This window comes from Agromyces sp. NPDC057865 (genome assembly GCF_042796995.1).
In the GTDB taxonomy this organism is placed as follows: Bacteria; Actinomycetota; Actinomycetes; order Actinomycetales; family Microbacteriaceae; genus Agromyces.
This window is the reverse complement of sequence record NZ_JBHVMJ010000001.1, coordinates 870,951-893,898: the sequence shown is the minus strand read 5'-3', so window position 1 is coordinate 893,898 and position 22,948 is coordinate 870,951. Positions and strand designations below refer to the sequence as shown.

General features: G+C 72.6%; 20 protein-coding genes. 11 read left to right on the top strand and 9 right to left on the bottom strand.

What is annotated here, in order from left to right; translation table 11 throughout:
- Positions 1-22: 22 nt before the first annotated feature.
- The 5 genes from ACFVN5_RS04180 to ACFVN5_RS04160 all read left to right on the top strand — a co-directional run bounded on the left by ACFVN5_RS04180 (position 23) and on the right by ACFVN5_RS04160 (position 4,744).
- The gene (locus ACFVN5_RS04180; RefSeq protein ID WP_376953408.1) at positions 23-1,063 is read left to right on the top strand and encodes a DUF2207 family protein; all 1,041 of its coding nucleotides are present in this window, start codon (positions 23-25) and stop codon (positions 1,061-1,063) included.
- Between the two features lie 135 nt (positions 1,064-1,198).
- The gene (locus tag ACFVN5_RS04175) at positions 1,199-1,525 is read left to right on the top strand and encodes a hypothetical protein (RefSeq protein WP_376953407.1); all 327 of its coding nucleotides are present in this window, start codon (positions 1,199-1,201) and stop codon (positions 1,523-1,525) included.
- Positions 1,526-1,553: 28 nt separating this feature from the next.
- Positions 1,554-2,261 carry an alpha/beta family hydrolase gene (locus ACFVN5_RS04170; protein ID WP_376953406.1) on the top strand — a complete coding sequence of 236 codons (708 nt, stop codon included), beginning with the start codon at positions 1,554-1,556 and terminating at the stop codon, positions 2,259-2,261.
- 77 nt (positions 2,262-2,338) lie between these two features.
- The gene (locus ACFVN5_RS04165; RefSeq protein WP_376953405.1) at positions 2,339-3,886 is read left to right on the top strand and encodes a molybdopterin-dependent oxidoreductase; all 1,548 of its coding nucleotides are present in this window, start codon (positions 2,339-2,341) and stop codon (positions 3,884-3,886) included.
- Positions 3,887-4,231: 345 nt separating this feature from the next.
- Positions 4,232-4,744: a hypothetical protein gene (locus ACFVN5_RS04160; RefSeq protein WP_376953403.1), complete on the top strand. Its 513-nt coding sequence runs from the start codon at positions 4,232-4,234 to the stop codon at positions 4,742-4,744.
- Positions 4,745-4,814: 70 nt separating this feature from the next.
- Here ACFVN5_RS04160 and ACFVN5_RS04155 read toward each other — a convergent pair whose 3' ends face one another.
- The 5 genes from ACFVN5_RS04155 to ACFVN5_RS04135 form a co-directional block, all read right to left on the bottom strand.
- Positions 4,815-5,570 (bottom strand): SDR family NAD(P)-dependent oxidoreductase, encoded by a 756-nt coding sequence (locus ACFVN5_RS04155; protein WP_376953401.1) that lies wholly within the window; start codon positions 5,568-5,570, stop codon positions 4,815-4,817.
- A gap of 169 nt (positions 5,571-5,739) precedes the next feature.
- Positions 5,740-6,111 (bottom strand): HNH endonuclease, encoded by a 372-nt coding sequence (locus tag ACFVN5_RS04150; RefSeq protein ID WP_376953399.1) that lies wholly within the window; start codon positions 6,109-6,111, stop codon positions 5,740-5,742.
- A 20-nt stretch (positions 6,112-6,131) separates the two neighbouring features.
- Positions 6,132-8,012, bottom strand: a complete 1,881-nt coding sequence (locus ACFVN5_RS04145) for an amidase (protein ID WP_376953398.1) — start codon at positions 8,010-8,012, stop codon at positions 6,132-6,134.
- Positions 8,009-9,043 (bottom strand): agmatine/peptidylarginine deiminase, encoded by a 1,035-nt coding sequence (locus ACFVN5_RS04140; RefSeq protein ID WP_376953397.1) that lies wholly within the window; start codon positions 9,041-9,043, stop codon positions 8,009-8,011. The genes ACFVN5_RS04145 and ACFVN5_RS04140 overlap by 4 nt, the downstream gene beginning before the upstream one ends.
- Entirely contained in the window at positions 9,040-10,599 is a 1,560-nt protein-coding gene (locus tag ACFVN5_RS04135; RefSeq protein WP_376953396.1) for a purine-cytosine permease family protein, read from the bottom strand. The genes ACFVN5_RS04140 and ACFVN5_RS04135 overlap by 4 nt, the downstream gene beginning before the upstream one ends.
- A gap of 119 nt (positions 10,600-10,718) precedes the next feature.
- Here ACFVN5_RS04135 and ACFVN5_RS04130 point away from each other — a divergent pair, with 119 nt between their 5' ends.
- The 3 genes from ACFVN5_RS04130 (at position 10,719) to ACFVN5_RS04120 (ending at position 16,162) form a co-directional block, all read left to right on the top strand.
- Entirely contained in the window at positions 10,719-11,354 is a 636-nt protein-coding gene (locus tag ACFVN5_RS04130) for a TetR/AcrR family transcriptional regulator (protein WP_376953395.1), read from the top strand.
- Positions 11,355-11,540: 186 nt separating this feature from the next.
- Positions 11,541-12,557: a zinc-binding alcohol dehydrogenase family protein gene (locus ACFVN5_RS04125; RefSeq protein WP_376953394.1), complete on the top strand. Its 1,017-nt coding sequence runs from the start codon at positions 11,541-11,543 to the stop codon at positions 12,555-12,557.
- 62 nt (positions 12,558-12,619) lie between these two features.
- Positions 12,620-16,162 (top strand): TM0106 family RecB-like putative nuclease, encoded by a 3,543-nt coding sequence (locus ACFVN5_RS04120; protein WP_376953393.1) that lies wholly within the window; start codon positions 12,620-12,622, stop codon positions 16,160-16,162.
- Between the two features lie 125 nt (positions 16,163-16,287).
- On the opposite strand, the gene ACFVN5_RS04115 is transcribed toward ACFVN5_RS04120, so the two are convergent.
- A complete protein-coding gene (locus ACFVN5_RS04115; RefSeq protein WP_376953392.1) occupies positions 16,288-16,725 on the bottom strand; it encodes a YdeI/OmpD-associated family protein in 438 nt (145 codons plus the stop codon).
- Positions 16,726-16,807: 82 nt separating this feature from the next.
- On the opposite strand from ACFVN5_RS04115, the gene ACFVN5_RS04110 reads away from it, so the two are divergent.
- Complete coding sequence (locus ACFVN5_RS04110) at positions 16,808-17,086, top strand: glutaredoxin family protein (protein ID WP_376953391.1); 279 nt, start codon at positions 16,808-16,810, stop codon at positions 17,084-17,086.
- Between the two features lie 120 nt (positions 17,087-17,206).
- On the opposite strand, the gene ACFVN5_RS04105 is transcribed toward ACFVN5_RS04110, so the two are convergent.
- Complete coding sequence (locus ACFVN5_RS04105) at positions 17,207-18,208, bottom strand: LLM class F420-dependent oxidoreductase (RefSeq protein WP_376953390.1); 1,002 nt, start codon at positions 18,206-18,208, stop codon at positions 17,207-17,209.
- 112 nt (positions 18,209-18,320) lie between these two features.
- On the opposite strand from ACFVN5_RS04105, the gene ACFVN5_RS04100 reads away from it, so the two are divergent.
- A complete protein-coding gene (locus ACFVN5_RS04100) occupies positions 18,321-18,722 on the top strand; it encodes a hypothetical protein (RefSeq protein WP_376953389.1) in 402 nt (133 codons plus the stop codon).
- 65 nt (positions 18,723-18,787) lie between these two features.
- Here ACFVN5_RS04100 and ACFVN5_RS04095 read toward each other — a convergent pair whose 3' ends face one another.
- Together ACFVN5_RS04095 and ACFVN5_RS04090 are read right to left on the bottom strand one after the other, a co-directional pair.
- A complete protein-coding gene (locus tag ACFVN5_RS04095; protein WP_376953388.1) occupies positions 18,788-19,972 on the bottom strand; it encodes a hypothetical protein in 1,185 nt (394 codons plus the stop codon).
- Between the two features lie 83 nt (positions 19,973-20,055).
- A complete protein-coding gene (locus ACFVN5_RS04090) occupies positions 20,056-21,528 on the bottom strand; it encodes an FAD-binding protein (RefSeq protein ID WP_376953387.1) in 1,473 nt (490 codons plus the stop codon).
- 208 nt (positions 21,529-21,736) lie between these two features.
- On the opposite strand from ACFVN5_RS04090, the gene ACFVN5_RS04085 reads away from it, so the two are divergent.
- The gene (locus ACFVN5_RS04085) at positions 21,737-22,801 is read left to right on the top strand and encodes an LLM class flavin-dependent oxidoreductase (protein WP_376953386.1); all 1,065 of its coding nucleotides are present in this window, start codon (positions 21,737-21,739) and stop codon (positions 22,799-22,801) included.
- Positions 22,802-22,948: the final 147 nt, after the last annotated feature.

The window sequence follows — 22,948 nt, the reverse complement described above, 5'->3', positions numbered from 1 at the left end:
ACCGCATCCCTAGACTGGGCGCGTGCTCCCCGCCGTCATCGCTCTTGCGATCGCTCCTGCGTTCCTCATCCTCGGGCTCGGCTTCGTCGCCCGTGGGATCGCCGCGCAGCGGGTGAAGGGGCTCATCGTGCAGTACGCGCCGCAGCGCGGGTCGACGGTGCTGCACGACGCGCTGCTCGTGGACGCCGATCGGCGCGCGGCATCCGCGATGCTCATCGACCTCGCGGTGAAGCGCAAGGTGCGGCTGCTCGCCGGTTCGAAGCGCGAGCCGGTCGGCGTGGAGGTCCTGCCGAACGTCGTGTTCACGGCCGACGAGCTCACGCTGCTCGAGGCCCTGTTCGGCGCCGACCACACGCCCGGACGGGTGCGGCGATTCTCCGCCGACCGGCGTGCGCTCGCCGGGCGGCTCCGCATCCTCGTGCAGCACGCCGAGCACGCGCTCGCCCGGGAAGGGCTCATCGCCCCGCGCCGCACGACCTGGCCGGGGGTCACCCTGCGCAGCCTCGCGTACCTCGGCATGCTCGTCGAGGCGCTGCTGATCGTCTTCGCGCTCATCGACGGCGACGGGGCGTCACTCGGCCTGACGGTCGTCGCGCTCGCGGCCACGATCGCCACGATCGTGGTCACACCCCCGTCCTGGCGCCGGTTCCTGCCGCCCGCGCGCCCGCGGCGCGAGCACCTCGACGGCCTGCGGCAGTACCTCGAGCTCGCCGAGGCCGACCGGTTGCGGGTGCTGCAGTCGCCGACGGGGGCCGACCTCGTCGCGACCGACGGCGAGGATCCGGCGCTCTCGCGGTACCACCTGCACGAGCGCCTGCTCCCCTACGCCGTGCTGTTCGGGCTCGAGCGCGAGTGGATCCGGCAGCTCAAGCTCCAGCACGACGAGCTCGCGACCTCCGATCTCGACGTCCTCGGCGCGGTCGACGTGCTCAGCGACGTCGCGGTGGCCCTGGATGCCGCGGGCGGCGCCGTGCAGCTCACGGCCGCCGTCGGCGACCTCGTCGACGGCACGGGTGCGGTGCTCGACGGGGTGGGCGGCATCTTCGAGGTCTTCAGCTCCTAGCGGAGCCGCGGAGTCTGAGCGGACCCGCCGAGTCCTAGCGGAGCAGTGACGTCGGAGGGACAATGGAGGCGGTTGGTCGCCTCCGGCGGCTCGACCGCATCCCAAAGGCCTCGCCCTCGTCGCGGAGCCGAACACATGACCGTGACACCTCCCGAGCACGGGTCGTCCGTGCCGAACTCCGAGACGCCGGTGGATCCGGCGCCGACGCCCCCGCGGCCGAAGCCGCCGAACATCCACGTCAGCGCCCTCATCGTGTGGCTCACGATCTTCCCGCTCGTCGCCATCGTGGGCACCGTGCTCGCCCCGGTGATCGCCGAGTGGCATCCCGTCTTGCGGGCCTTCGTCGTGACGCTCATCGTCGTCCCGATCGCGGCGTACTGGCTCATGCCGCAGATGTTCCGCTGGTATGCCGCGATCGAGCGGCGGCGGGCGGCCCGTCGCGCCGGGAAGGGCATGCCCTGACGCCCGTGCGATGCGGCAGCATGGGGGCATGACCGCGTCGACCTCGCCAGAGACCGCCCTCACGATCGACGTCGACGGCACGCCCGTGTCGGGGGTCTACTCGCGCCCGGCGGATGCCGCGGCCACGATCGTCGTGGCGCACGGCGCCGGCGCGGGCATGGAGCATCCGTTCATGTCGGGCTTCACCCGGGCGATGCACGACCTGGGCTACGCGACGCTCCGCTTCAACTTCCCGTACCGCGAGGCGAAGCGGCGGTTCCCCGACCGGCCGCCCGTCGCGATCGCGACGTGGCGCGCGGCCCTCGCCGCCGCTGCGGAGCGGGCCGGCGGAGCCGGGAGCGCCGGGGGCGCGAACGAGCCGATCTGGGCGTCGGGAAAGTCGTTCGGCGGGCGCATGGCGTCGATGGCCGTCGCCGACGGCATGCCGGCCGCCGGGCTCATCTACCTCGGCTATCCGTTGCACCCGCCCGGCCGTCCCGAGAAGGCGCGCGACGAGCACCTGCCCGGCATCACGGCGCCGATGCTGTTCCTGCAGGGGCGCAACGACCCGTTCGCCATCCCCAACGAGCAGCTCGACGAGGTCGTCGCCCGCATCGGACCGGCCGCGACGCTCGAGTGGATCGAGGACGCGAACCACTCGTTCGAGGTGAAGGGGCACAAGCGGCCGGCCGCCGAGATCGGGGCGTCGCTCGCCCCGCGCGCGGCCGCGTTCATGGCGGCGTGCGCGGCGGGCTGAGCGCCACCGCTCATCGCTCATCCACAGGCGCGAAACTTCCGAGTCGACGCGCAGCCTGGCCGACATACGCTGGTCGCATGCCCACGACGACCGGTCGCGCGCGGGGTTGGGTGCTCCCCGCGATGGCCGGCGTGGCATCCGTGGCCCTCGGCGCCGGCGTCGGCGAGCTCGCGGCGGCGATCCTCGCCCCCGAGGCGAGTCCCTTCGTCGTCGTCGGATCGCTGCTCATCGACCTCGCCCCGCCGTGGGCGAAGGATGCAGCGATCGGGCTGTTCGGCACTGCCGACAAGGTCGCGCTGCTCACCGGCATCGCGATCGTGCTGCTCGCCGTCGCCGGAGCGGCGGGCGTGCTCGAGGTGCGACGTCCACCCTGGGGGCGGGTCCTCTTCGGCGCCCTGGGGCTCGTGGGCGTCGTCGCCGCGATGACCCGGGCGAACGCGCCGCTGCTCGCGTTCGCACCGCCCGCGCTCGCGGCCGTCGCGTCGGTGATCACGCTCCAGTTCCTGGTGACCCGGCTTCCATCGACGGATGCCGCGCCGCCCGCGAAGCGCCCAGAGGGCATCGACCGGCGGCGCTTCCTCGGCTGGGCCGGCGGGGCCGCGGCGCTCGGAGTGCTCGCGGCGGTCGGCGGCTACGCCCTGCAGGCGGGCACGCGAGCGGTCACGGCGATCCGCGACACGATCACGCTGCCGAAGCCGACGACGAACGCCACCGTTCCCTCCGGCGCCGAGCTCGACATCGAGGGCCTGACCCCGGTCGTCACGCCGAACGAGCAGTTCTACCGGATCGACACCGCCCTCGCGGTGCCCGCGGTCGACCCCGAGACGTGGAGCCTCCGCATCCACGGCATGGTCGACCAGGAGGTCACGCTCACCTGGGACGAGCTCCTCGCCCTCCCGCTCGAGGAGAGCGTGACGACCCTCGCCTGCGTCTCGAACGAGGTCGGCGGCAACCTGATCGGCAACGCGGTCTGGCTCGGGTATCCGATCCGCGAGCTGCTCGCCCGGGCGAACCCGAGTGCCGACGCGGACATGGTGCTCTCGCGCAGCGTCGACGGGTTCACCGCGTCGACCCCCCTCGCGGTGCTGCAGGACGACCGGAACGCGATCCTCGCCGTCGGCATGAACGGCGAGCCGCTGCCGGCGCAGCACGGGTTCCCCGTCCGCATGGTCGTGCCCGGGCTCTACGGCTACGTCTCGGCGACGAAGTGGGTGGTCGACCTCGAGGTCACGCGGTTCGACGCGGCATCCGCCTACTGGACCGACCGCGGCTGGAGCGCGAAGGGCCCGATCAAGCTGCAGAGCCGCATCGACGTCCCGCGCGGCGGCCAGCAGCTGACGGCCGGCACGATCACGGTCGCCGGCGTCGCCTGGCACCAGCACGTCGGCATCGCCGCCGTCGACGTGCAGGTCGACGACGGGCCGTGGCAGCCGGCGACCCTCGCCGAGGCGATCTCGATCGACACCTGGGTGCAGTGGCGCTTCGACTGGGAGGCCGAATCCGGCACCCACACCCTCCGCGTCCGCGCGACCGACGCCGACGGCGAGGTCCAGACCTCCGACATGCAGGGCGTCGTGCCCGACGGCGCCACCGGCCTCGACGAGCGCTCGGTCACCGTCGGTTGACGCGCCCATACCGCGCCCCCATCCCGGACCTCCGGCTCACGCCTCGTCCTGCACCGTCGCCCGGCGCGCCCCCATCCCACACAAGCCGGCGAACTTCCGGGCCCCCTCCGATCGCCGACGACCCGTCCTCGACACCCAGCCGACCCGAGCGGCGCATCACTGCGTCGGCTTCGCCCGCGCTCGCCGGGCCGGCGAGGTGGGAGTGTTTCCCCCGAGAAGCCCCGGAACTTCGGAACTTCGGAACTTCGGTACCGAGTTCCCCGCGAGAACTATGTTCGGTGACCCCGATGCATCGAGAGAGGACTCAGCGCCATGACTGGGTCACGAAGCGCAGTCGAGCGGGCAGTGAAGATCGATGTGGCCACCGACCGGCGAATCGCGCAGTTGGCGTACTTCATGGACCTGCCGAAGAAGGCGGTGGTGCGGGAGGCGGTCGCGGAGTACGCGGAAGCGCAGCTGTCACGAGCCGCCGGCGGCGCAGTCAGCGCGGAGGCGGCTTCCGGTGCCTCGGCGATGACGTTCGAGGATCTGCCGATCCGGAATCGGCTCGCGTTGAGTCGGGGACGGCTGATCCGCGAGTTCGCCACCCGCGGCGGAACAGATGTGCGGGTCATGATCGAGTCGCCGGAGTCCGGTGGCGTGATCGACGACGAGTTCGAATGGGGCGCTGACCGACCGGATCCCGTCGAACTCCTGGTCGACACCCGCCTGGAGGACGGCAGCGGAGCCGTCGTGGTGCTCGCGGGCATCGCGCGGTCGATCCTCGGGGAGCCGGTTACGGTGACCTCGCTTACCGCTGTCCGACTGTACCGCCCCGAGCGGATCGACGACCTCATCGCGCGATCCCGGCCGCTGTGACTCCACGACGGAACTCGGGTGGGCGGGTGCCGCGCATGATGCGCTGCGGCATCCGCCCGAGCCCGGGGCGTCAGACGGCGGTGTAGCCGCCGTCGACGAGGTGGTAGCTGCCCGTGATGAAGCTCGCGGCGTCGCTCGCGAGGAACGCCGCCAGCGCGGCGACCTCGCCGGCCTCGCCGAGGCGTCCGATCGGGTGCTTCGTGACGAGGAACTGCATGGTCGCCTCGTCGAGGTTCGCGTCGAGCAGCGGGGTCTTGATGAAGCCCGGACCGACGGAGTTCACGCGCACCCCCTGGTCGGCGTACTCGAGCGCGGCGTTCTTCGTGAGGCCGACCAGTCCGTGCTTCGCGCTGACGTAGGCCGAGGAGGTCGCGAATCCGACACTGCCGAGGATGGAGGCGATGTTGACGACCGCGCCGCCGCCGTTCGCCGCGATCGCGGGCAGCTGCGCCTTCAGGTTGTGGAAGATCGAGCTCAGGTTGACGCCGATGACCGTGTCCCAGCCGTCGTCGGGGTAGTCGCCGATGAGCGCGGACGGTCCGCCGACGCCGGCGTTGTTCACCGCGATCTTCAGCGGGGCGAGCGCGTTCGCCTGCTCGATCGACGACGCGATCCACGCGGCATCCGTGACGTCGCCGACGGATGCCTCGGCGGTGCCGCCGGCCGCCCGGATCTCGTCGACCACCGCGTTCGCGTGCCCCTCGTCGAGGTCGTTCACGATCACGGACGCGCCGTTCGCGGCGAGCAGGAGCGCGATCGCACGGCCGATGCCGCTGCCCGCGCCCGTCACGATCGCCGAGCGTCCTCCCACGTCGTACGTGGCCATGGTGGGTCCTCCCCGGGCGGACGCGGAGCCGGGAACCCTTCTCGGCCGGTCCGTCCATCGCCAGCGTAGGAACGGCGGCTGGGAGGCCGACCAGTCGAAGGTCCCGCGGCAGGAGTACCCTTCGCACCGGATCGGGGGTCAGGCCGGCGAGTGCGGGCGGGGTGGCGTGTCAGGTCGCCGCGGCATCCGGGCCCGCGAACCGCGCCATGAGCGCCAGCGCGATCTTTCGCTGCCTGAGCAGGAAGGAGCGCTCGTCGAGCTTCTTGCGGCGCAGCCACGAGGTGACCTCGTCGTTGCACTTGCTCGCATTGCACGATCCGCACGCCGGCACGACGTTCTCGAGCGTGTAGCGCCCGCCGCGCGAGATCGGCAGCACGCAGTCGCGCTGCAGGGCGCGATCGGACGCCCCGCAGTAGGCGCATCCCTGCCACTCGGCGGTCAGCGCCGCCCACTGCGCGTCGCTGAGGTCGTGCGTGACGCGCGCCATGCGTCGCTTGCGCCGTCGCGCGTAGACCGCCGTGCGGGACCGGCTGACCGCCATGCCGTCAGGGTAGCCAGCCCTCAGAGCCTCGGCGTGCGCGGCGGCTCGGTGCGGCGCGATCCCGTCGCCTCGAAGGCCGCGGCGAGCGCGAGCAGCGCGTTGTCGTCGTACGCGCGTCCGGCGAAGGTGAGCCCCACCGGCATCCCGATGTCGGCCATCGTGCCCATGGGCACCGTGACCGTCGGGATGCCGAGGTGCCGCGGCACGAGGTTGCCGTTCGCGACCCACACGCCGTTGCGCCAGCCGAGGTCGGCGGATGCCTCGACCACGTCCATGTCGGCCGGACCGACGTCCGCGACCGCCGGGAACACCACGGCGTCGAGGCCGAGGTCGTCCATCCACTGCTCGAGGTCGATCCGCCGGGTCTCCTCGAGGCCGCGGAGTCCCCCCTCGAGCTCGGGCATGTCGGCGAACGTCGCGCCCGGGTTCGCGCGAGCCCAGTCGGGATACTCGGCGATGTCGTCGTCGAAGCCGGTGTACCGGTCGGGCAGGGCGCCCTCGGGCTGCGGGAAGATCCGCGAGCCGTCGACGTCGGCGAGCGAGTGGAGCGCGGGGTCGCCGTTGGCCTCGAGGAAGTCGTTCCACGACCAGGCCGAGAGGTCGACGATCTCGCGGTGCAGGTACTCGGGGCTCACGAGCCCGCGGGTCGCGATCGTGGGCGCGCCGGGGCGGTCCCCCTCGTAGTTCGACACGACCGGGAAGTCGACGAGCACGACCTCGGCGCCGGCCGCCTCGAGGTCGCGGCGGGCGGCCTCCCAGAGGTCGATCACCGAGGGTCGCGTCTCGATGCGCTGCCCGGTCGGTCCGCCGATGCCCGGGGCGCGACCCGCGTCGGCGGTTCCCGCCTCGGCGTCGTCGTTCACGTACATGCGCGGGACGCCGAACCGCTTCCCGGCGAGCGCCGAGCGGGCCGCCGCCGCATCCGTCGGCCGCAGCGCCGGGTACGACTCGGGCCGCACCGACGACGACGCGGGGATCTCGACCCACGGCTGCACGCGCCAGAAGTCGCCGCGCGTCTCGGCATCGTCGGCCACGATCACGTCGAGCACCTCGAGCAGGTCGGCCAGGGACCGTGTGTGCGGTACGACCACATCCATGGTCGGCACGAGCGGCCAGTTGCCGCGCACGGAGATGACACCTCTCGAGGGGGTGTACGCGCACAGCGCGTTGTTCGACGCGGGCGCGCGGCCGCTCGACCAGGTCTCCTCGCCGAGGCCGAAGGCCGCGAAGGATGCCGCGGTGGCCGTGCCCGAGCCGTTCGACGAGCCCGAGCCGAAGGCCGCCGTGAGGTACTCGGCGTTGTACGGGCTCTCGGCGCGGCCGTAGACTCCGCGCTGCATGCCGCCGTTCGCCATCGGCGGCATGTTCGTGAGGCCGATCAGCACGGCGCCGGCGGCGCGCAGCCGCTCGATCGTGAACGCGTCGCGCTGCGCGACGAGGTGCTCGAACGCGGGGCTGCCGGCCGCCGCGGTCAGGCCTCGCCCGAGGTAACTGTCCTTGGCGGTGTACGGGATCCCGTCGAGCGGGCCGAGCGTCTCCCCGCGGGCGCGGCGCTCGTCGGAGGCCCGCGCGTCGTCGATCGCCGACGGGTTCATGACGACGAGCGCATTGAGCGCGGTCGCGGTGCTCAGCCCGTCGTAGGCCTCGATCCGCTCGAGGTACGCGCGCGTCAGCGACTCGCTGGTCGCACGCCCGTCCTCGAGCGCCGCGCGCAGCTCCGCGATCGACGCCTCGACGACGTCGAACCCCTCCGGTCGTCGAGGAGCGCCCGGCGCAGCCGGCCGCGTATCGAGACGTGACGTGTTCGGGTCTCGATACGCGTCGCCTGCGGCGTCACTACTCGACCACCGGGAGTCGCCTGCGGCGGCGCTACTCGACCACCGGGAGGTGTACCCGCTCATCGCGTCACCGCCGGCTGCTGCTGCGTGATGCAGTGGATGCCGCCGCCACGGGCGAACAACGGTCGCGCGTCCACGGTGACGGCCCGCCGCCCGGGGTAGGCCGCCTCGAGTATCTCGCGCGCCGCGGCATCCGCTCGCGCCTCGCCGAACCCGCACGCGATGACGCCGCCGTTCACGACGAGATGGTTCACGTAGCTCCAGTCGACGAAGCCCTCGTCGTCGCGGAGCGTCTCGGGCGCCGGCAGGTCGAGGATCTCGAAGCGGCGGCCCGCGGCATCCGTCTGCTCGGCCAGGTGGGCGCGGAGCTCGCGGGTCACCTCGTGGTCGGGGTGCTCGGGGTCGCGCTGGTCGTGCAGCAGGAGGCGCCCGGCGGACGGCATCGTCGCCACGATGTCGACGTGGCCGTTGGTGCCGAAGTCGTCGTAGTCGCGGGTCAGTCCACGCGAGAGCCACACGACGCGGGTCGCGCCGATGGTGCGGGCGAGCTCCGCCTCGACGCGCGCCCGGTCCGCGTACGGGTTGCGGCGCGGGTCGAGCTGCACGGTCTCGGTGACGAGCACGGTGCCCTCGCCGTCGACGTGGATGCCGCCGCCCTCGTTCACGAGCAGGCTGCTCACCGTCTCGGCGCCGACGAGGTCGGCGATGAGGCGCGCGTGCTCGGCGGACTTGCGCCACTCCGACCACTCGGGCGCGCCCCAGCCGTTGAACACCCAGTCCACGGCCCCGAGGACGCCGGGGCGCTCGTCATCGAAGACGAAGGTGGGGCCGTGGTCCCGCATCCAGAACTCGTCGACGGGGGCCTCGATCTGCTCGATGCCGTCGCCGAGCATCGACGCCGCACGCTCGCGCTCGGTCGGATCGACGAGCATCGACACGGGCTCGAACTCGGCCACGGCGTGCGCCACGGCCGTCCACGCGGCGTAGCCCTCCTCGCGGTCGGACGTCGACTCGCCGAGGGTGATCCCCTCGCGCGGGAACGCCATCCAGGTGCGCTCGTGCGGGGCGGTCTCGGCGGGCATGCGCCAGGTCATGCGGGTACCTCCATGGTGACGGGGGCGGATGCCGCAGCATCCGCCTGCTGGGTTCCGGATGCCGCGGCATCCGATGTCTCGAATCGACCGACGGTCGGCGCACCGGGGCGGAGCGCTCGGTCGCGGTACGGCGAGGTCGTGAGCCAGAGCACGGCGTAGAGCGCCCCGGCGAGGAACGGGCCGGCCACGGCCGAGAGGTCGGCGCCGCCGAGTGCGGCCGCGATCGGGCCGACGTAGAGGGTCGTGTTGGCCATGAGCACGGCGAGCGTGGTGCCGACCACCATGGTGATGACGCCGGGCCAGAACACGCCCCCGTTGTACCAGAACGGGCTGCCGCGGCGCTCGTCGCTGAGCGCGACGCCGTCGTAGCGGTTGCGGCGCAGCAGGATGTCGACCGCGTAGATGGCGACGAGCGGTCCGAGCACGGTGACGCTGAGCTCGAGCGACGCGTTGAGCGTGTCGAGGAAGCTCGGCGCGAGGTAGACGAACCAGCCGGCGGCAGCGGTGGCGAGCACGCCCGTGATGATCACGGTCGCGGCGCGGGAGACCCTGATGCCGAGGCCCTGCGCGTAGAGGCCGGTCGAGTACGCGACGAGCACGTTGTTCGTGATACTGCCGAGCACGACGATCGCGAGGAAGACCGGCGTGAACCACCCGGGCACGATCTCGCCGATGGTGAGCTGCGGATCGGTCATGTCGATCGCGGTGCCGGCGGCCACGCCGAGGGTGCCGATGAGCACGGCCGGGATGAACCCGCCGAGCGCGGTCCACAGGGCGACCTTGCGCTTCGGGGTGTCGCGCGGCAGATACCGGGCGTAGTCGGCGCCGGTGCCCCACGAGAGCGGGCCGGAGGCGACGATGGCGTAGCCGAGCAGCACCATGGCCCAGTGGTCGCCGTCGGGCAGCGGTGCCGGCCGGTACGTGAAGTCGGCGGCCTGGAACACGAACACCGCGAGCACGATGAACGCGACGGCGAGCGCGGCCGAGAAGTACGGCGACAGTTTGGTGATCGTCGCGTGGCCGTAGACGCTGAGCACGAAGCTCAGCGCGGCGACGACGACGAGCACGACCCAGCCGAGGCCGCCCGACACGTCGATGCCGATGAGCCCGAGCAGCGCGTTGGCGGCGAGCGTCGCGACGGCGATGTTGATGATCTCGTAGAAGAGGCCGATCGCGACGCCGAGGCCGCCGCCGAAGACGCGGTTGCCGCGGATGCCGAACATCGCGCGCATCACGGTGACGCTCGGCGTGCCCGACGCGGGCCCGCTCACGGCGAGCCAGCCGACGGCCGCCCACCACAGGTTGCCGACCACGGTGATCGCGAGCGCCTCCCAGATCGAGAGGCCGAGCAGCATGAGCACGCCGCCGAGCACGAAGTAGAGGTAGACGACGTTGGCGCTCATCCAGATCCAGAACAGCTCGCGCGGGCGGCCGTGGCGCTCGACGTCGGGGATGACGTCGACGCCGTGGGTCTCGATGTGGCCGGCGCGGTCGGATGCCGCGGCCGACGCGTGCGGCGACGCTGCCGCGCTGGGGTCGGGGGTGTGCTGGCTCATCGTTGAGGACTCTCCGGTTTCGATCGCTCGAGGCGATCTCTGGACTCGGCCGGTGACCCGACCTATTATTGATCACACGATCAATAAGTTGCAAGGACGCTACCTACACTGAGGTCACGATGTCAAGACCCCCTCGCAAGAAGGCCGCACGCAAGTCGCCCGCAGAGCGCTCCGCCGAGATCACGGATGCCGCGCGCGCCGTCGCCCTCGAACACGGCCTCTACGCCGTGACGCTCCGCAGCGTCGCCGCGCGCATCGACGTGGCCCCCGCCCTCGTCGCGCACTACGAGCCGAACATGGACGCCCTCGTCGCGAACACCTTCGGCGCGATCGTCGCGGCCGAGCTCGCGGAGCTCGAAGATCTGGTGGGTCCCCTGCCGATGCCGAGCGCGCGGCTGGCGAACCTGCTCGACACGCTCCTCGACGGCACGCGCGACGACGTCACCGTGATCTGGGTCGAGGCGTGGGCACTCGGCCGCCGGAACGAGGCCCTCGCGCAGCGCGTGCGCGAGGAGATGGACGACTGGCGAAGGTTTGTGCAGGGCATCGTGCAGGCGGGCGTCGAAGCGGGGGAGTTCGAGACCGACGACGCGGCATCCGTGGCCTGGCAGCTGCTTGGCATGATCGACGGCCTCAACGCGCACGCGCTCGTGCGCTGGGAGGACGCGACCGACCGCGGCTCGCGCATCGGCCACGCCGTCGAGGGCATGCTCGGCCTGGGGCGCGGCGCGCTCGCCCCGATCCCCGGTGGTTGAGGAGGCCGCGAAGCGCTCCGGTGGTTGAGGAGGCCGCAAAGCAGCCGTCTCGAAACCACCCCGGTGGTTGAGGAGGCAGCGAAGCGCTCCGTTGGTTGAGGAGGCCGCGAAGCAGCCGTCTCGAAACCACCCCGCGCAAACGGCTTCCCAGGGAATCCCCTACCCCGGCCCTCGGTTCCCTTCATCATGACGACCCTCCCGACCACCATGCGCGCCGTCGCCGCCACGGGCGCCCTCCCCCTCGACGACGACCGCGCGCTCGCCGACGTCGACCTGCCGCTGCCCGAGCTGCGCCCGCGCGACGTGCTCGTCGAGGTGGCCGCCGTCTCGGTGAACCCGGTCGACCTCAAGACGCGGATACGGCGCGCCGCCGACGCTCCACCCGTCGTGCTCGGCTACGACGCCGCCGGCACCGTCGTGGCGGTCGGCCCCGACGTCACCCTGTTCTCCCCCGGCGACGAGGTGTACCACGCGGGCGTGAACAACCGGCAGGGCACGAACGCGGAGTTCCACGCGGTCGACGAGCGGCTCGTCGGCCGCAAGCCCGGAAACCTCTCGATGGCCGAGGCGGCCGCGATGCCGCTCACCACGATCACCGCGTGGGAGTCGCTGTTCGACCGCTTCGGGCTGCGCGCCGACAGCACTGGCACCCTCCTCGTGCTCGCCGGCGCGGGCGGCGTGGGGTCGATCCTCACCCAGCTCGCGCGGCGGCTCACCGACGTCACGGTGATCGCGACCGCGTCGCGCCCCGAGTCGCAGGAGTGGTCGAGACGGATGGGCGCGCATCACGTGCTCGATCACCGCGGGGACCTCGCGGCATCCGTGCGCGAACTCGCCCCCGGCGGCCTCGACCGGGTCTTCACGCCCGCGACCCACGGCCGCGTGCCGCTCTTCGCCGAGGTCGTGCGGCCGTTCGGGCAGATCGTCGCCATCGACGAGGACCCCGACATGGACCTGCGCGCCCTGAAGTCGAAGAGCATCGCCTGGCTGTGGGAGTCGATGTTCACGCGCGGCGTCTTCGAAACGCCCGACATGATCGGCCAGCACGAACTGCTCGACGCCGCGGCCGGCCACTTCGAGGCCGGCACGCTCGTCACGACGCTCACGCGCGAGATCAGCGGGCTGGATGCCGCGGGCCTCCGCGAGGCGCACGCCATCGTCGCCTCGGGCCGCAGCATCGGCAAGGTCGTCGTCACGCGCTGAGCCCGCGGGCCGATGTCGGTCGCGCCCGCTAGCGTGGTGGCGAAGCCGAGGGAAGGAGCCGAATGTTCGTCGTCGACGGCTCCGTGGTCACCAGCGCGAGCGACCTGAAGAAGGCGTCCGAGTGCGAGTTCGCGTTCCTGCGCGAGCTCGACGTGAAGCTCGGCCGCGAGACCCTCTTCGAGCCCAACGCCGACGCGATGCTCGAACGCGCGGGTCGCCTCGGCGACGAGCACGAGCGGCGGGTGCTCGCGCGTTACCGCGAGCAGTTCGGCGTCGGCGTCGTCGAGATCCCCCAGCCGAACGTCCGCGACACCGAGGCGGTCGCCGCGGCGGTGGAGGCGACCCGCGCCGCCCTCGAGGCGGGCGTTCCGGTCGTGTACCAGGCGACGTTCGCCGAAGCGGGGTTCATCGGCTTCGCCGACTTCATCGTCCGCCGGCCCGACGGGCGCTACCGCGTGCAGGACTCGAAGCTCGCCCGGCACGCCCGCGTGACCGCGCTCCTGCAGCTCGCGGCCTACGCATCCCAGCTCGACCGCCTCGGCATCCCGAGCGACGACGTCGTCGAGCTGCTGCTCGGCGACGGCACGAACAGCGAGCACCGGCGCGACGACATCACCCCGGTCTACGTGCAGCGCGTGGCACGGCTGCGGCAGCTCGTCGACGAGCGCGTCGCCGCCGACGGGCCGGTCGCGTGGGGCGATCCCCGCTACGCGCACGACGGCCGCTGCCCCACGTGCGAGCTCGAGGTGCAGGCCAACCGCGACGTGCTGCTCGTCGGCAGCCTGCGCGTTACCCAGCGTGAGCCGCTCGCCGAGGCCGGCATCACGACGATCGACGGGCTCGCGGCGTCGAGCGGGCCGGTTCCGCACCTCATCGACTCGACGGTCGAGAACCTGCGCGCGCAGGCTCGCCTGCAGCTCCTGGCCGAGGCGGCCGAGCTCGCCGCCGAGGCCTCGGGCGAGCGCGGCCCCGACGATCCGCCCCTCGCGCCGCCGGTCGAGGTGCGCGAGGCGGCCGCGCTCGCGGCGATCCCCGAGCCGAATCGCGGCGACCTGTTCTTCGACTTCGAGGGCGACCCGCTCTACACCGAGGGCGACGCCACGTCGTGGAACCTCGACTACCTCTGGGGCATGGTCGACGAGCAGGAGCAGTACACGGCGCTCTGGGCGCACTCGTTCGCCGAAGAGCGCGAGGCGCTGCTGCAGTTCCTCGAGCTCGTGAAGCTGCGTCGCCAGGCCCATCCCGACCTGCACATCTACCACTACGCGTCCTACGAGCGCACGCACCTCACGACCATCGCCGCACGGCACGGCGTCGGCGAGGCCGAGGTCGACCAGCTGCTGCACGACGGCGTGCTCGTGGACCTGTATCCGATCGTGAAGCGGTCGGTGCGCGTGGGCAGCCGCTCCTATTCGATCAAGAAGCTCGAGCCGCTCTACATGGGCGACGAGCTCCGTGAGGCCGACGTGAAGAGCGGCGCCGACTCGATCACCGAATACGTCCGAGCGCGCCAGCTCGTCGAGTCGGGCGGCGCGGCCGAGACCGCCGAGGGCGAGCGCATCCTCGACGACCTCGCCGACTACAACCGCTACGACTGCGTGTCCACCCGCCGCCTGCGCGACTGGCTGCTCGCGATCGCACGGCGTGAAGGCGTCGAACCCGTGCCGCCCGCCTACCTCGCCGAAGGCGCGGCGAAGGTCTACGAACCGACGCCGCTGGCGCTGCAGCTGCGCGAGCTCGTCGGTCCGGCTGCGCCCGGCGACGGACGCACGCCCGACGAGCTCGCGCTGGCCCTGTCCGCCGCGGCCATCGACTACCACGACCGTGAGGCGAAGAGCTTCTGGTGGTCGCACTACCTGCGCGTCGACCAGCCCGTCGACTCCTGGGAGAACCACCGCGACGTGCTCGTCGTCGACCCTGCGGCATCGCGCGTCGCGCAGCGCTGGTACGAGGAGGGCACGCGGCAGTACCCCCGCCGCGAGGTGCTGCTCGGCGGGCGCATCGCCCCCGGATCGCGGTTCGGCGTGGGCGCGAGCGTCTTCCTGCTCTACGAGTGGCCGGCGCCGTTCCCGTCCAGCACGCTGCGCCCCGGCCAGCGGGCCTGGTCGAACGGCACCATCCTCGAGGTCACCGACACCGGGGTGCTCGTCGAGGAGGTCGGCGTCGCCGATGCCACGTGGCCGGCGCTCCCCATGGCGATGACGCCCGGGTGGCCGCCCGACTCGCGCGCCCTCAAGGCGGCGATCGCGGAGTGGGCCGCGCCCATCCCCGCGGCCGTGCCGTCGCTCCCCTCGAACCCCGCGATGGACGTGCTGCGTCGCCTCGCGCCGCGTGCCGCCGGCGGACTCGCACCCGTGCTCGGCGCCGACTACGTCGACGCCGTCGTCGAGTCGGTGCGTCGACTCGAGCACTCGTACCTCGCCGTGCAGGGCCCACCCGGCACGGGCAAGACCTACGTGGCCTCGCACGTCATCGCGCGACTGGTCGCCGAGCACGGCTGGCGGGTCGGCGTCGTCGCGCAGTCGCACGCCGTCGTCGAGCACGTGCTCGAGGCGGTCGTGGAGGCCGGCCTCGACGCCGCGCTCGTGGGCAAGGCGGTGAAGGATCCGGCCGAGGTGGAGTCGCGGGTGTTCACGGCCTTCGCCAAGAAGGACGACCTGTCGAAGTTCACGGCCGAGCGACCATCGGGCTACGTCATCGGCGGCACGGCGTGGGACTTCTGCAACGTCAAGCGCGTGCCGCGGGGCTCGCTCGACCTCCTCGTCATCGACGAGGCCGGGCAGTTCTCGCTCGCGTCGACGATCGCCGTCTCGGTGGCCGCGCGCAACCTGCTGCTGCTCGGCGACCCGCAGCAGCTGCCGCAGGTGAGCCAGGCCCTGCACCCCGAGCCGGTCGACACGTCCGCGCTCGGCTGGGTCGCCGACGGCCACGAGGTCCTCCCGCCTGAATACGGCTACTTCCTCGCCGAGAGCCGCCGGATGCACCCCGCCGTCGCGGCACCGGTGTCGCGGCTCGCCTACCAGGGCGAGCTCCGCTCGCACCCGGTCGCCTCGACCCGGCACCTCGAGGGCATCGAGCCCGGCGTGCGACCGATCCCGGTCGACCACGAGGGCAACACGACCTGGTCGCCCGAGGAGGCCGAGCTCGTGGTCGAGCTCGTCGCCTCGCTGCTCGGGCGCGAGTGGTCCGACGCCCGCGACACGGCCGACGGTCCCGTCCGGGAGACGGCCCGGCCGCTCGGCCAGACCGACCTCATCGTCGTGACGCCCTACAACGCGCAGCTCACCACGGTGCGCGAAGCGCTCGAGCGAGCGGGCTTCCCCGACGTGCCCGTCGGCACGGTCGACAAGTTCCAGGGGCAGGAGGCCGCCGTCGCGATCGTGTCGCTCGCCGCATCGTCGGCGAGCGCGGCGCCGCGCGGCATCGAGTTCCTGCTGCTCAAGAACCGGCTCAACGTCGCGATCTCCCGAGCGAAGTGGGCGGCCTACCTGCTCTACTCGCCCGGCCTGCTCGACGCGCTCCCCCGCCGCCCCGACGGAGTCGCGCAGCTCAGCGCGTTCATCCGGCTGGTCGGGGCCGACGTGCCCGAGGCGGTCGCGGTCTAGGGCGGCCCGTCGCGCCGGGGCCCGCCCCCGTTGGTCGAGTGGGCCGCGCTGCAGCCGTATCGAGACCCCGTGTCGCGTCTCGATACGCGTCGCCTTCGGCGGCGCTCCTCGACGACCGGGCCGGCTCAGCTCGTGAGCTGCTCGACCGCTTTCGCGATGCGCCGCTGGCGCGTCTCGGCGGCCTTCGCGCCCTCGATCGCCGTGACATGCGCCTTCTTGTGGCTCGGCGAGAGCTTCTCCCACGCCTCGCGCGCGCCGGGCGTCGCGTCGAGCGCCTCGGCGAAGTCCGCTGGCGGGTCCACGATGCGCGGCGCCGTGTCGAGCTCGAGTTCCACGACGATGCGATCGCCGCCGGCGAGGCCCGTCGTCGCGCGCTTGTCGGAGCTGAACGGGATCAGGAACGTGCCGCCCATCGGCGCGATCGTGCTGCGGTACTCGAAGCCGTTCACGATCACGACCACGGGCGGGCGCTTGCCGGCACCGAACGACTCGACGACCTCGGGCGGCACCTCGATCCCGGTGTTCCGGCCGTCCACCAGCAGCAGCTCCGTCTCGAATCGCATGCGGCGAGTCTGCCACCGGCGCCGAACACGCGGTAGGCCGAAGCTGGGAATACCGCACAGGCTCGCTGCGTATGGTCTCTTCGTGACTTCCCCTGCAACGTCAGACCTGAACCCTGCCCGCATCACGATGTACGGAGCCGCCTGGTGCGGCGACTGCCGCCGGTCGAAGGCCTTCCTCGACGGCCGTGGCGTCGACTACGAGTACGTCGACCTCGAGGCCGTCGTCGACGGCGCCGACCGCGCGAAGGCGATCAGCGGCCGCACGCAGATCCCCGTGGTCGTGTTCCCCGACGGGACCCACTTCACCGAGCCCACCGACGCGGAGCTCGGCGCGAAGCTCGACGAGGCCATCGCGGCGTAGTCCTGCGCGAGCGGGTTTCGGGACGCCGCTGCGCGGCTCCTCAACCCGCGAGGTTGCGCCGCTGCGCGGCTCCTCGACCCGCGGGGTGGCGCCGCTGCGCGGCTCCTCGACCCGCGGGTCCTAGCGCTCCTGCAGCGCCGGGATCACCTCGTTCGCGAACAGCTCCAGCCCCGAGCGGTCGAAGGCCGCCTCGGGGAAGTAGTGGATCGCGTATCCAAGTCCGGCCTCGCGGCGCTCCGCGAGCATCGCCGCGACCTTCGACGGCGTCCCGACGGCGAACGCCTCGGGTCCGCGGAACGCGTGCATGTACTCCGCGGTCTTCGCGGCGCCGAGGTACGGCGCGACGCGCGCCTCGATGACGTCGAGCCGGCGCGCGACATCCGCCTCGTCGACGCCGACGACGGTGTTGAAGTTCGTCGAGCGCGTGATCGCCTCGAAGTCGGTGCCCAGGTCCTCGCAGTGTGCGCGCAACACCTCGCTCCGGTGCACGAACTCCTCCACCGAACCGGCGAAGTTCGTGTACGACGCGTATTTCGCCGCGATCCGCAACGTGACCTTCTCGCCCGCGCCCGCGATCCAGATCGGTATGCCCCCGGGCTGCAGGGGGAGCGGACGCACGATCGCGCCGTCGACCTGGTAGTGCTTCCCGTCGAGCGTCGCCGAGCCGGTCGTCCACGCCTGGCGCATGATGTCGACGCCCTCGCGGAGCCGCGCGAGCCGCTCGCCGACCGGCGGGAACCCGTAGCCGTACGCCCGCCACTCGTGCTCGTACCAGCCGCCGCCGATCGCCATCTCGACCCGCCCGCCCGAGATCACGTCGACCGTCGCGGCGACCTTCGCGAGGTAGGCGGGGTTGCGGTAGCTCATGCACGTGCACATCTGGCCGAGCCGCACGCGCGACGTCGTCGCGGCGAACGCGGACGTCAGCGTCCACGCCTCGTGCGTCGCCTCGGTCTCGCTCGCGACCGGCACGGTGTGGAAGTGGTCGTAGACCCAGATCGACTCCCAGGGTCCGGCATCCGCGAACTCGGCGAGCCCGCGCATCGTGTCCCAGTGCTCGGCCGGCTCGATGCCGACGAGATCGTGACGCCAACCCTGGGGAACGAACATTCCGAATCGCATGCGCTCCAGCCTAGGTCGGTCCGAAGCACGCCGGAAACCGCTTCCTCACCGTCGGTGCATCTCAGCGCCAGCACTGAGGACGACCCGACGGGACGCGCTTAGCGTCGGAGACATGACTGCGCCGAACCACTGCGACTTCTCTGCCGCCGACTTCCGGGCGACCGCGATCGAATCGTCCGCCGGCCGCCTCATCCGCGTGACCGGCTCGGGCCTCTGCCCCACCAGCGGCTGGGAGCTGCGACTCGTCGCCGCGAACCCCGGCGTGGTCCCCCACCCCGAGACCCTCTGGCTCGAGCTCCGCGAGTTCGAGCCGCGCAAGGCCCCGCGGGTGGTGACCGAGACGACGGTCGAGGCGATCGTCGAGGACTCGCGGGCTCGTCAGATCGTGGTCCGCTTCGGCTGGCGCGAGGGGTTCACGATCCCCGTCGTCGTCGCCGCGCTGCCCAAGGGGCGGCGCAGCGTGCGCCGGGGGTCGGATGCCGCGCAGGGGCGACTCGCGGCATCCGCCGTCTGACCGATCTGACCGGCTGACCTACCGACCCGGCTGCACGAACGCAGCCGGGCGACTCGGAGCTCCGGCTACGCCAGCGCGTACCGGAGCTCGGCCATCGCGGGGCCCGACCAGACGTTGTCGTCGAGGTCGTCGCTGCGCACGGTGACGACCTTGCCGCCCTTCGCGATCACGAGCAGCGCGAGCTGCGGCAGCACGTCGCCCGCGAGGGTGCCGTCCTGCAGGCTCTCGCCCTCGCCGTTGCCGGTCGCGAACTCGATCGCGCCGGACTCGTGGTCGAGCGTGCCGTTCACCGACGTCGTGAAGTCGAACCACAGGGTCTCGACCGCGCCGTCCGCCGCGAGGCGCCCGATGGCGGCGAGGTCGCGCTCGACGCGGCCGGCGCTGCCCTCGGTGAGGCCGTGCAGCGCGGCATCCGCTTCGTTGATGTTCAGGGTCGCGAGCTGCATGCGCAGCGCCTCGTCGATCTCTGCGGGGCCGAGCCGGTCGGGTCCGCCGGGGACGGCGACAATGCGGCGGTGGTTGTGCGCGCGCTCCATGAACCCGCTGAGCGTCGGCTCGGTCGCGAACACGAAGAGGGGCACGCGCTCGTCGGGATCGTGGAGCTGGAGCTCCTGGCGGACCGCGTCGGCGACGCGCTTCGCGTAGATGTCGAGCGTCGCGGCGCGCTTGTCCTCCTCGCTCGTGCCGCGATCGCCGTGGCCGCCGACGCGCTTCGTGCCGGCGCCGCCGGGCTCGCGGTTCGCGGCCTCCTCGGCGTTCTTCGGGAGGGTGGGCTCGACGGGCATCTGGGCGGCGCGGTCGGTGGGCGTCGCGTGCCAGAGGCTCCACTCGTTCGCGGAGATCGCGACGGCGAACGCCTCCTGGTCCTGGCTGGGGGCGCGCAGCAGCTGGCCGAGCGTGAAGTGCGAGCCGACGTGCACGGCGTCGTCGAGGCGGTTCGGCAGCACGAACACCTCGCTGAAGCCCGGCGCGACGAAGATCGCCATCGACCGGGCGAGGTTCCCCCAGAGCTGCTGGTCGAGCACGATCGCGTCGCGGGCACGGCGCAGCTCGTCGACCTCGGCGGCGGAGGCGCCCGAGGCCTTGACCTGCTCGATCGCATCGTCGAACGCGCTCTTCACGGCCACCTCGGACCGTTCTCGTTCGCTGACGACCGGCGAGGTGGACGCGTAGATGGTGATCGCCGGGTGGTGCGGGCCGGCCAGTGCGGCGAAGTCCGCGGTGGTCGGCAGTTCGTAGTGGAGCGTCATTCGTTCCCTCCCCGGGGAATCGCGCGACGGCGGTGTCGCTCGCACCCAGCCTATGAAGGCCGCGGCGCGAGCGACACCCCCCGTCACCGACGCACGGGGTGGTTGGAGCGGATCACGCCCGTGGGGTCCACGGCGTTCTTCAGCGCGCGCAGGCGGTGCACGCGCGCTCCGAAGATGCGCTCGGCCGAACGCTCGCGCTCGGCGAAGTTGAGGTAGTCGAGCGGTGCGCGCCACGGCTCGACGCGAGAGAGCAGCCGGCCGAGCGACATCGCGAGCGCCTCGGATGCCCCGGGCACCGCGATCCCCACGCCGAACACGACGTACTCGGCGTCGAGGCCGGCAATCGCGCCCGGCGCCGGGGTGCCGCGCTCGGCCGCGGAGGCGTGCGCCGCCTCAGACCGGAGGCCGCCGCCGAGGTGCCGGATCTCGGCCGAGAGCAGGGCGCTGCCCGAGTCGGGACCGGCCGCGGCCACGAACGCGCGCACGGCGGCCGGCGGGAGCTCGGTGAGGAGCATGCCGTCGCCGTACCCCGGGACGGGCGCGGGCGGGTCCATGTGCAGCTGCAGCAGCTCGGGCATCGGCTGCGGGTGCACCGAGTCCATCGTGGGATCGAGTGCGCGCAACGGCGCGAGCAGCTCGTCGGCCCGCTCGGACGACTCCTGGATCGCGGCCTCGACGACGACGAACGACTGGCCCGAGAGGAACGGCGGCAGGTCGGGCATGGGTGGGAACCGCAGCACGCGGCCGACCGAGGTGACGCTGTCGGGCACGGTCGCGGTCCACGCGGCCCAGGCCTGCAGCACCTCCTCGGCGCGCTCCAGCGGGAAGAACAGGGTGCCGGCGATGATCTCGGCGATCGGGAACAGGCGGAACTCGAGGGCGGTCACGACGCCGAAGTCGCCGCCGCCACCGCGCACCGCCCAGAACAGCTCGGGGTCGTGGTCGGCGTCGACGCGGCGCAGCACGCCGTCGGCGGTGACGAGCTCCACGGCGAGGACCTGGTTCGCGGCGAGGCCGTGCGATCGTCCGAGCCAGCTGATGCCGCCGCCGAGCGTGTAGCCCACCACGCCCACGTCGTGCGACGATCCGGCGAGCGCGGCGAGGCCATGCGGCGCGACCGCGGCGACGACGTCGCCCCAGAGCGCGCCGGCCTCCACGCGGGCGACGCGCTGCTCGGGGTCGACCGCCACGGCACGCAGCTCCGACGTGCGCAGCAGCAGCGCGTCGGCGAGGCCGTTGCCCGCGGCGAGCGGGCCGGCGTTGTGGCCGGTCGCCTGCGGCGCGACCGAGAGCCCGAGGCCCTTCGCGGTGCGCACGGCCTGCACGAGGTCGTCGGTGGCGCCCGCGACGACCACGGCGACGGGGCGCTGGTCGACGGCGAGGTTCCAGGCCGAGCGCGCTTCGTCCCAGCCGGGGTCGCCGGGGATGAGCACACGGCCCGCGATGCGGTCGTCGAGCAGGGCGAGCGCTTCGCGGAGCGAGAAGGTGGTGACGTCGTCGGACTCGGTGCGGACGTCGGCGGACGCCGTCGCGGCGCCGGGCACAGGGGTGTTCACGGATGGTTCCTCTCGGGATCTCGCGTTTCGCGGGCCCGGGCCCTCGCTTCGGAGGCGGACGGCCGCGGGGGATCCCGTCGGCGCGCACGAACGCGATCTCCATCCCATGACGAATGGGGCCGACGGACGACAGGGGCATCCCTCCGATCGGCTCAGGGACAACCCTGTCCGCGGAATAGCGGTCCCCGCACCGCGGTTGCCGAGAGGGATGACTCCCACGCCCCGCCTCTCCGTGCTCGACCTCGTCCCGGTGCGCAGCGGCCAGACCAGCGCGGGGGCGGTCGCGGCATCCGTGCGCCTCGCGCAGCTCGCCGACCGCCTCGGCTACACGCGCTACTGGTTCGCCGAGCACCACAACATGCCGGCCGTCGCGTCGACGACCCCGCCCGTGCTCATCGCCGCGACCGCGGCGCAGACCGAGCGCATCCGCGTCGGATCGGGCGGCGTGATGCTGCCGAACCACGCGCCGCTCGTCGTCGCCGAGCAGTTCGCCGCGCTCGCGGCGCTCGCGCCCGGACGCATCGACCTCGGCATCGGCCGCGCGCCCGGCAGCGACCCCGTCATCACGCAGTTGCTGCGGATCAGCGGACCGACGGCCGATGTCGACCGGTTCCCCGACCACGTCGCCGACATCCTGAGCCTGCTCTCGCCCGACGGCGCGACGCTGCGCCTCACGAGCGGACGCGAGTACCCGATTACTGCGACGCCGGCAGCGAGCGAGGTGCCCGAGCTGTGGCTCCTGGGGTCGAGCGACTACTCGGCGAAGCTCGCCGCCGAGCTCGGCCTTCCCTACGTGTTCGCCAACCACTTCTCGGGCGAGGGCCTCGAGCGTGCGCTCGAGCTCTACCGCACCGAGTACCGGCCGAGCGAGCGGCATCCGTCACCCGTCACGTTCCTCACGATGAACGCGTCGGTTGCGCCGACCGTCGAGGAGGCCGAGGCGCGCGCCCTGCCGCAGCTGCGGTCGATGGCGCGGCTGCGCACGAACCGACCCATGCGGCCGCTCGAAACCGTCGAGGAGGCGCAGTCGGCACCCGGCGACTCGATCGCCGACGAGCTCATCGCGGGCATGCGCCGACGCTGGGTCATCGCGGATGCCGCGACGGCGGCCGCCGAGCTCCGGCGCTTCGCCGAGCGGCACGGCGTCGACGAGGTCATGGTGTCGCCGATCGCGGGTGCGTACGAGTCCGAGCCGGCGGATGCCGCGCCGGGCCGCGAGCAGACGCTGGAGTTGCTGGCGCGGGAGTTGTCCACCCCGCCGGTGGTCGAGTAGCGCCCGGCGGAGCCGGACCACCCCGGTGGTCGAGTATCGCCCGGCGGAGCCGGACGCGTATCGAGACCCGTGCACCGGCGCAGGCGCGTCTCGATACGCGTCGCCTCCGGCGGCGCTCCTCGACCACCGGAGGTGCGTGCCTCCGGC

Excerpts from the sequence above, each read along its gene's own strand:
- ACFVN5_RS04175 (WP_376953407.1), top strand. The coding sequence starts at position 1,199 with ATGACCGTGACACCTCCCGAGCACGGGTCGTCCGTGCCGAACTCCGAG.
- ACFVN5_RS04170 (WP_376953406.1), top strand. The coding sequence starts at position 1,554 with ATGACCGCGTCGACCTCGCCAGAGACCGCCCTCACGATCGACGTCGAC.
- ACFVN5_RS04165 (WP_376953405.1), top strand. The coding sequence starts at position 2,339 with ATGCCCACGACGACCGGTCGCGCGCGGGGTTGGGTGCTCCCCGCGATG.
- ACFVN5_RS04155 (WP_376953401.1), bottom strand. The coding sequence starts at position 5,570 with ATGGCCACGTACGACGTGGGAGGACGCTCGGCGATCGTGACGGGCGCG.
- ACFVN5_RS04150 (WP_376953399.1), bottom strand. The coding sequence starts at position 6,111 with ATGGCGGTCAGCCGGTCCCGCACGGCGGTCTACGCGCGACGGCGCAAG.
- ACFVN5_RS04145 (WP_376953398.1), bottom strand. The coding sequence starts at position 8,012 with ATGAGCGGGTACACCTCCCGGTGGTCGAGTAGCGCCGCCGCAGGCGAC.
- ACFVN5_RS04140 (WP_376953397.1), bottom strand. The coding sequence starts at position 9,043 with ATGACCTGGCGCATGCCCGCCGAGACCGCCCCGCACGAGCGCACCTGG.
- ACFVN5_RS04135 (WP_376953396.1), bottom strand. The coding sequence starts at position 10,599 with ATGAGCCAGCACACCCCCGACCCCAGCGCGGCAGCGTCGCCGCACGCG.
- ACFVN5_RS04130 (WP_376953395.1), top strand. The coding sequence starts at position 10,719 with ATGTCAAGACCCCCTCGCAAGAAGGCCGCACGCAAGTCGCCCGCAGAG.
- ACFVN5_RS04125 (WP_376953394.1), top strand. The coding sequence starts at position 11,541 with ATGACGACCCTCCCGACCACCATGCGCGCCGTCGCCGCCACGGGCGCC.
- ACFVN5_RS04120 (WP_376953393.1), top strand. The coding sequence starts at position 12,620 with ATGTTCGTCGTCGACGGCTCCGTGGTCACCAGCGCGAGCGACCTGAAG.
- ACFVN5_RS04115 (WP_376953392.1), bottom strand. The coding sequence starts at position 16,725 with ATGCGATTCGAGACGGAGCTGCTGCTGGTGGACGGCCGGAACACCGGG.
- ACFVN5_RS04105 (WP_376953390.1), bottom strand. The coding sequence starts at position 18,208 with ATGCGATTCGGAATGTTCGTTCCCCAGGGTTGGCGTCACGATCTCGTC.
- ACFVN5_RS04100 (WP_376953389.1), top strand. The coding sequence starts at position 18,321 with ATGACTGCGCCGAACCACTGCGACTTCTCTGCCGCCGACTTCCGGGCG.
- ACFVN5_RS04095 (WP_376953388.1), bottom strand. The coding sequence starts at position 19,972 with ATGACGCTCCACTACGAACTGCCGACCACCGCGGACTTCGCCGCACTG.
- ACFVN5_RS04085 (WP_376953386.1), top strand. The coding sequence starts at position 21,737 with ATGACTCCCACGCCCCGCCTCTCCGTGCTCGACCTCGTCCCGGTGCGC.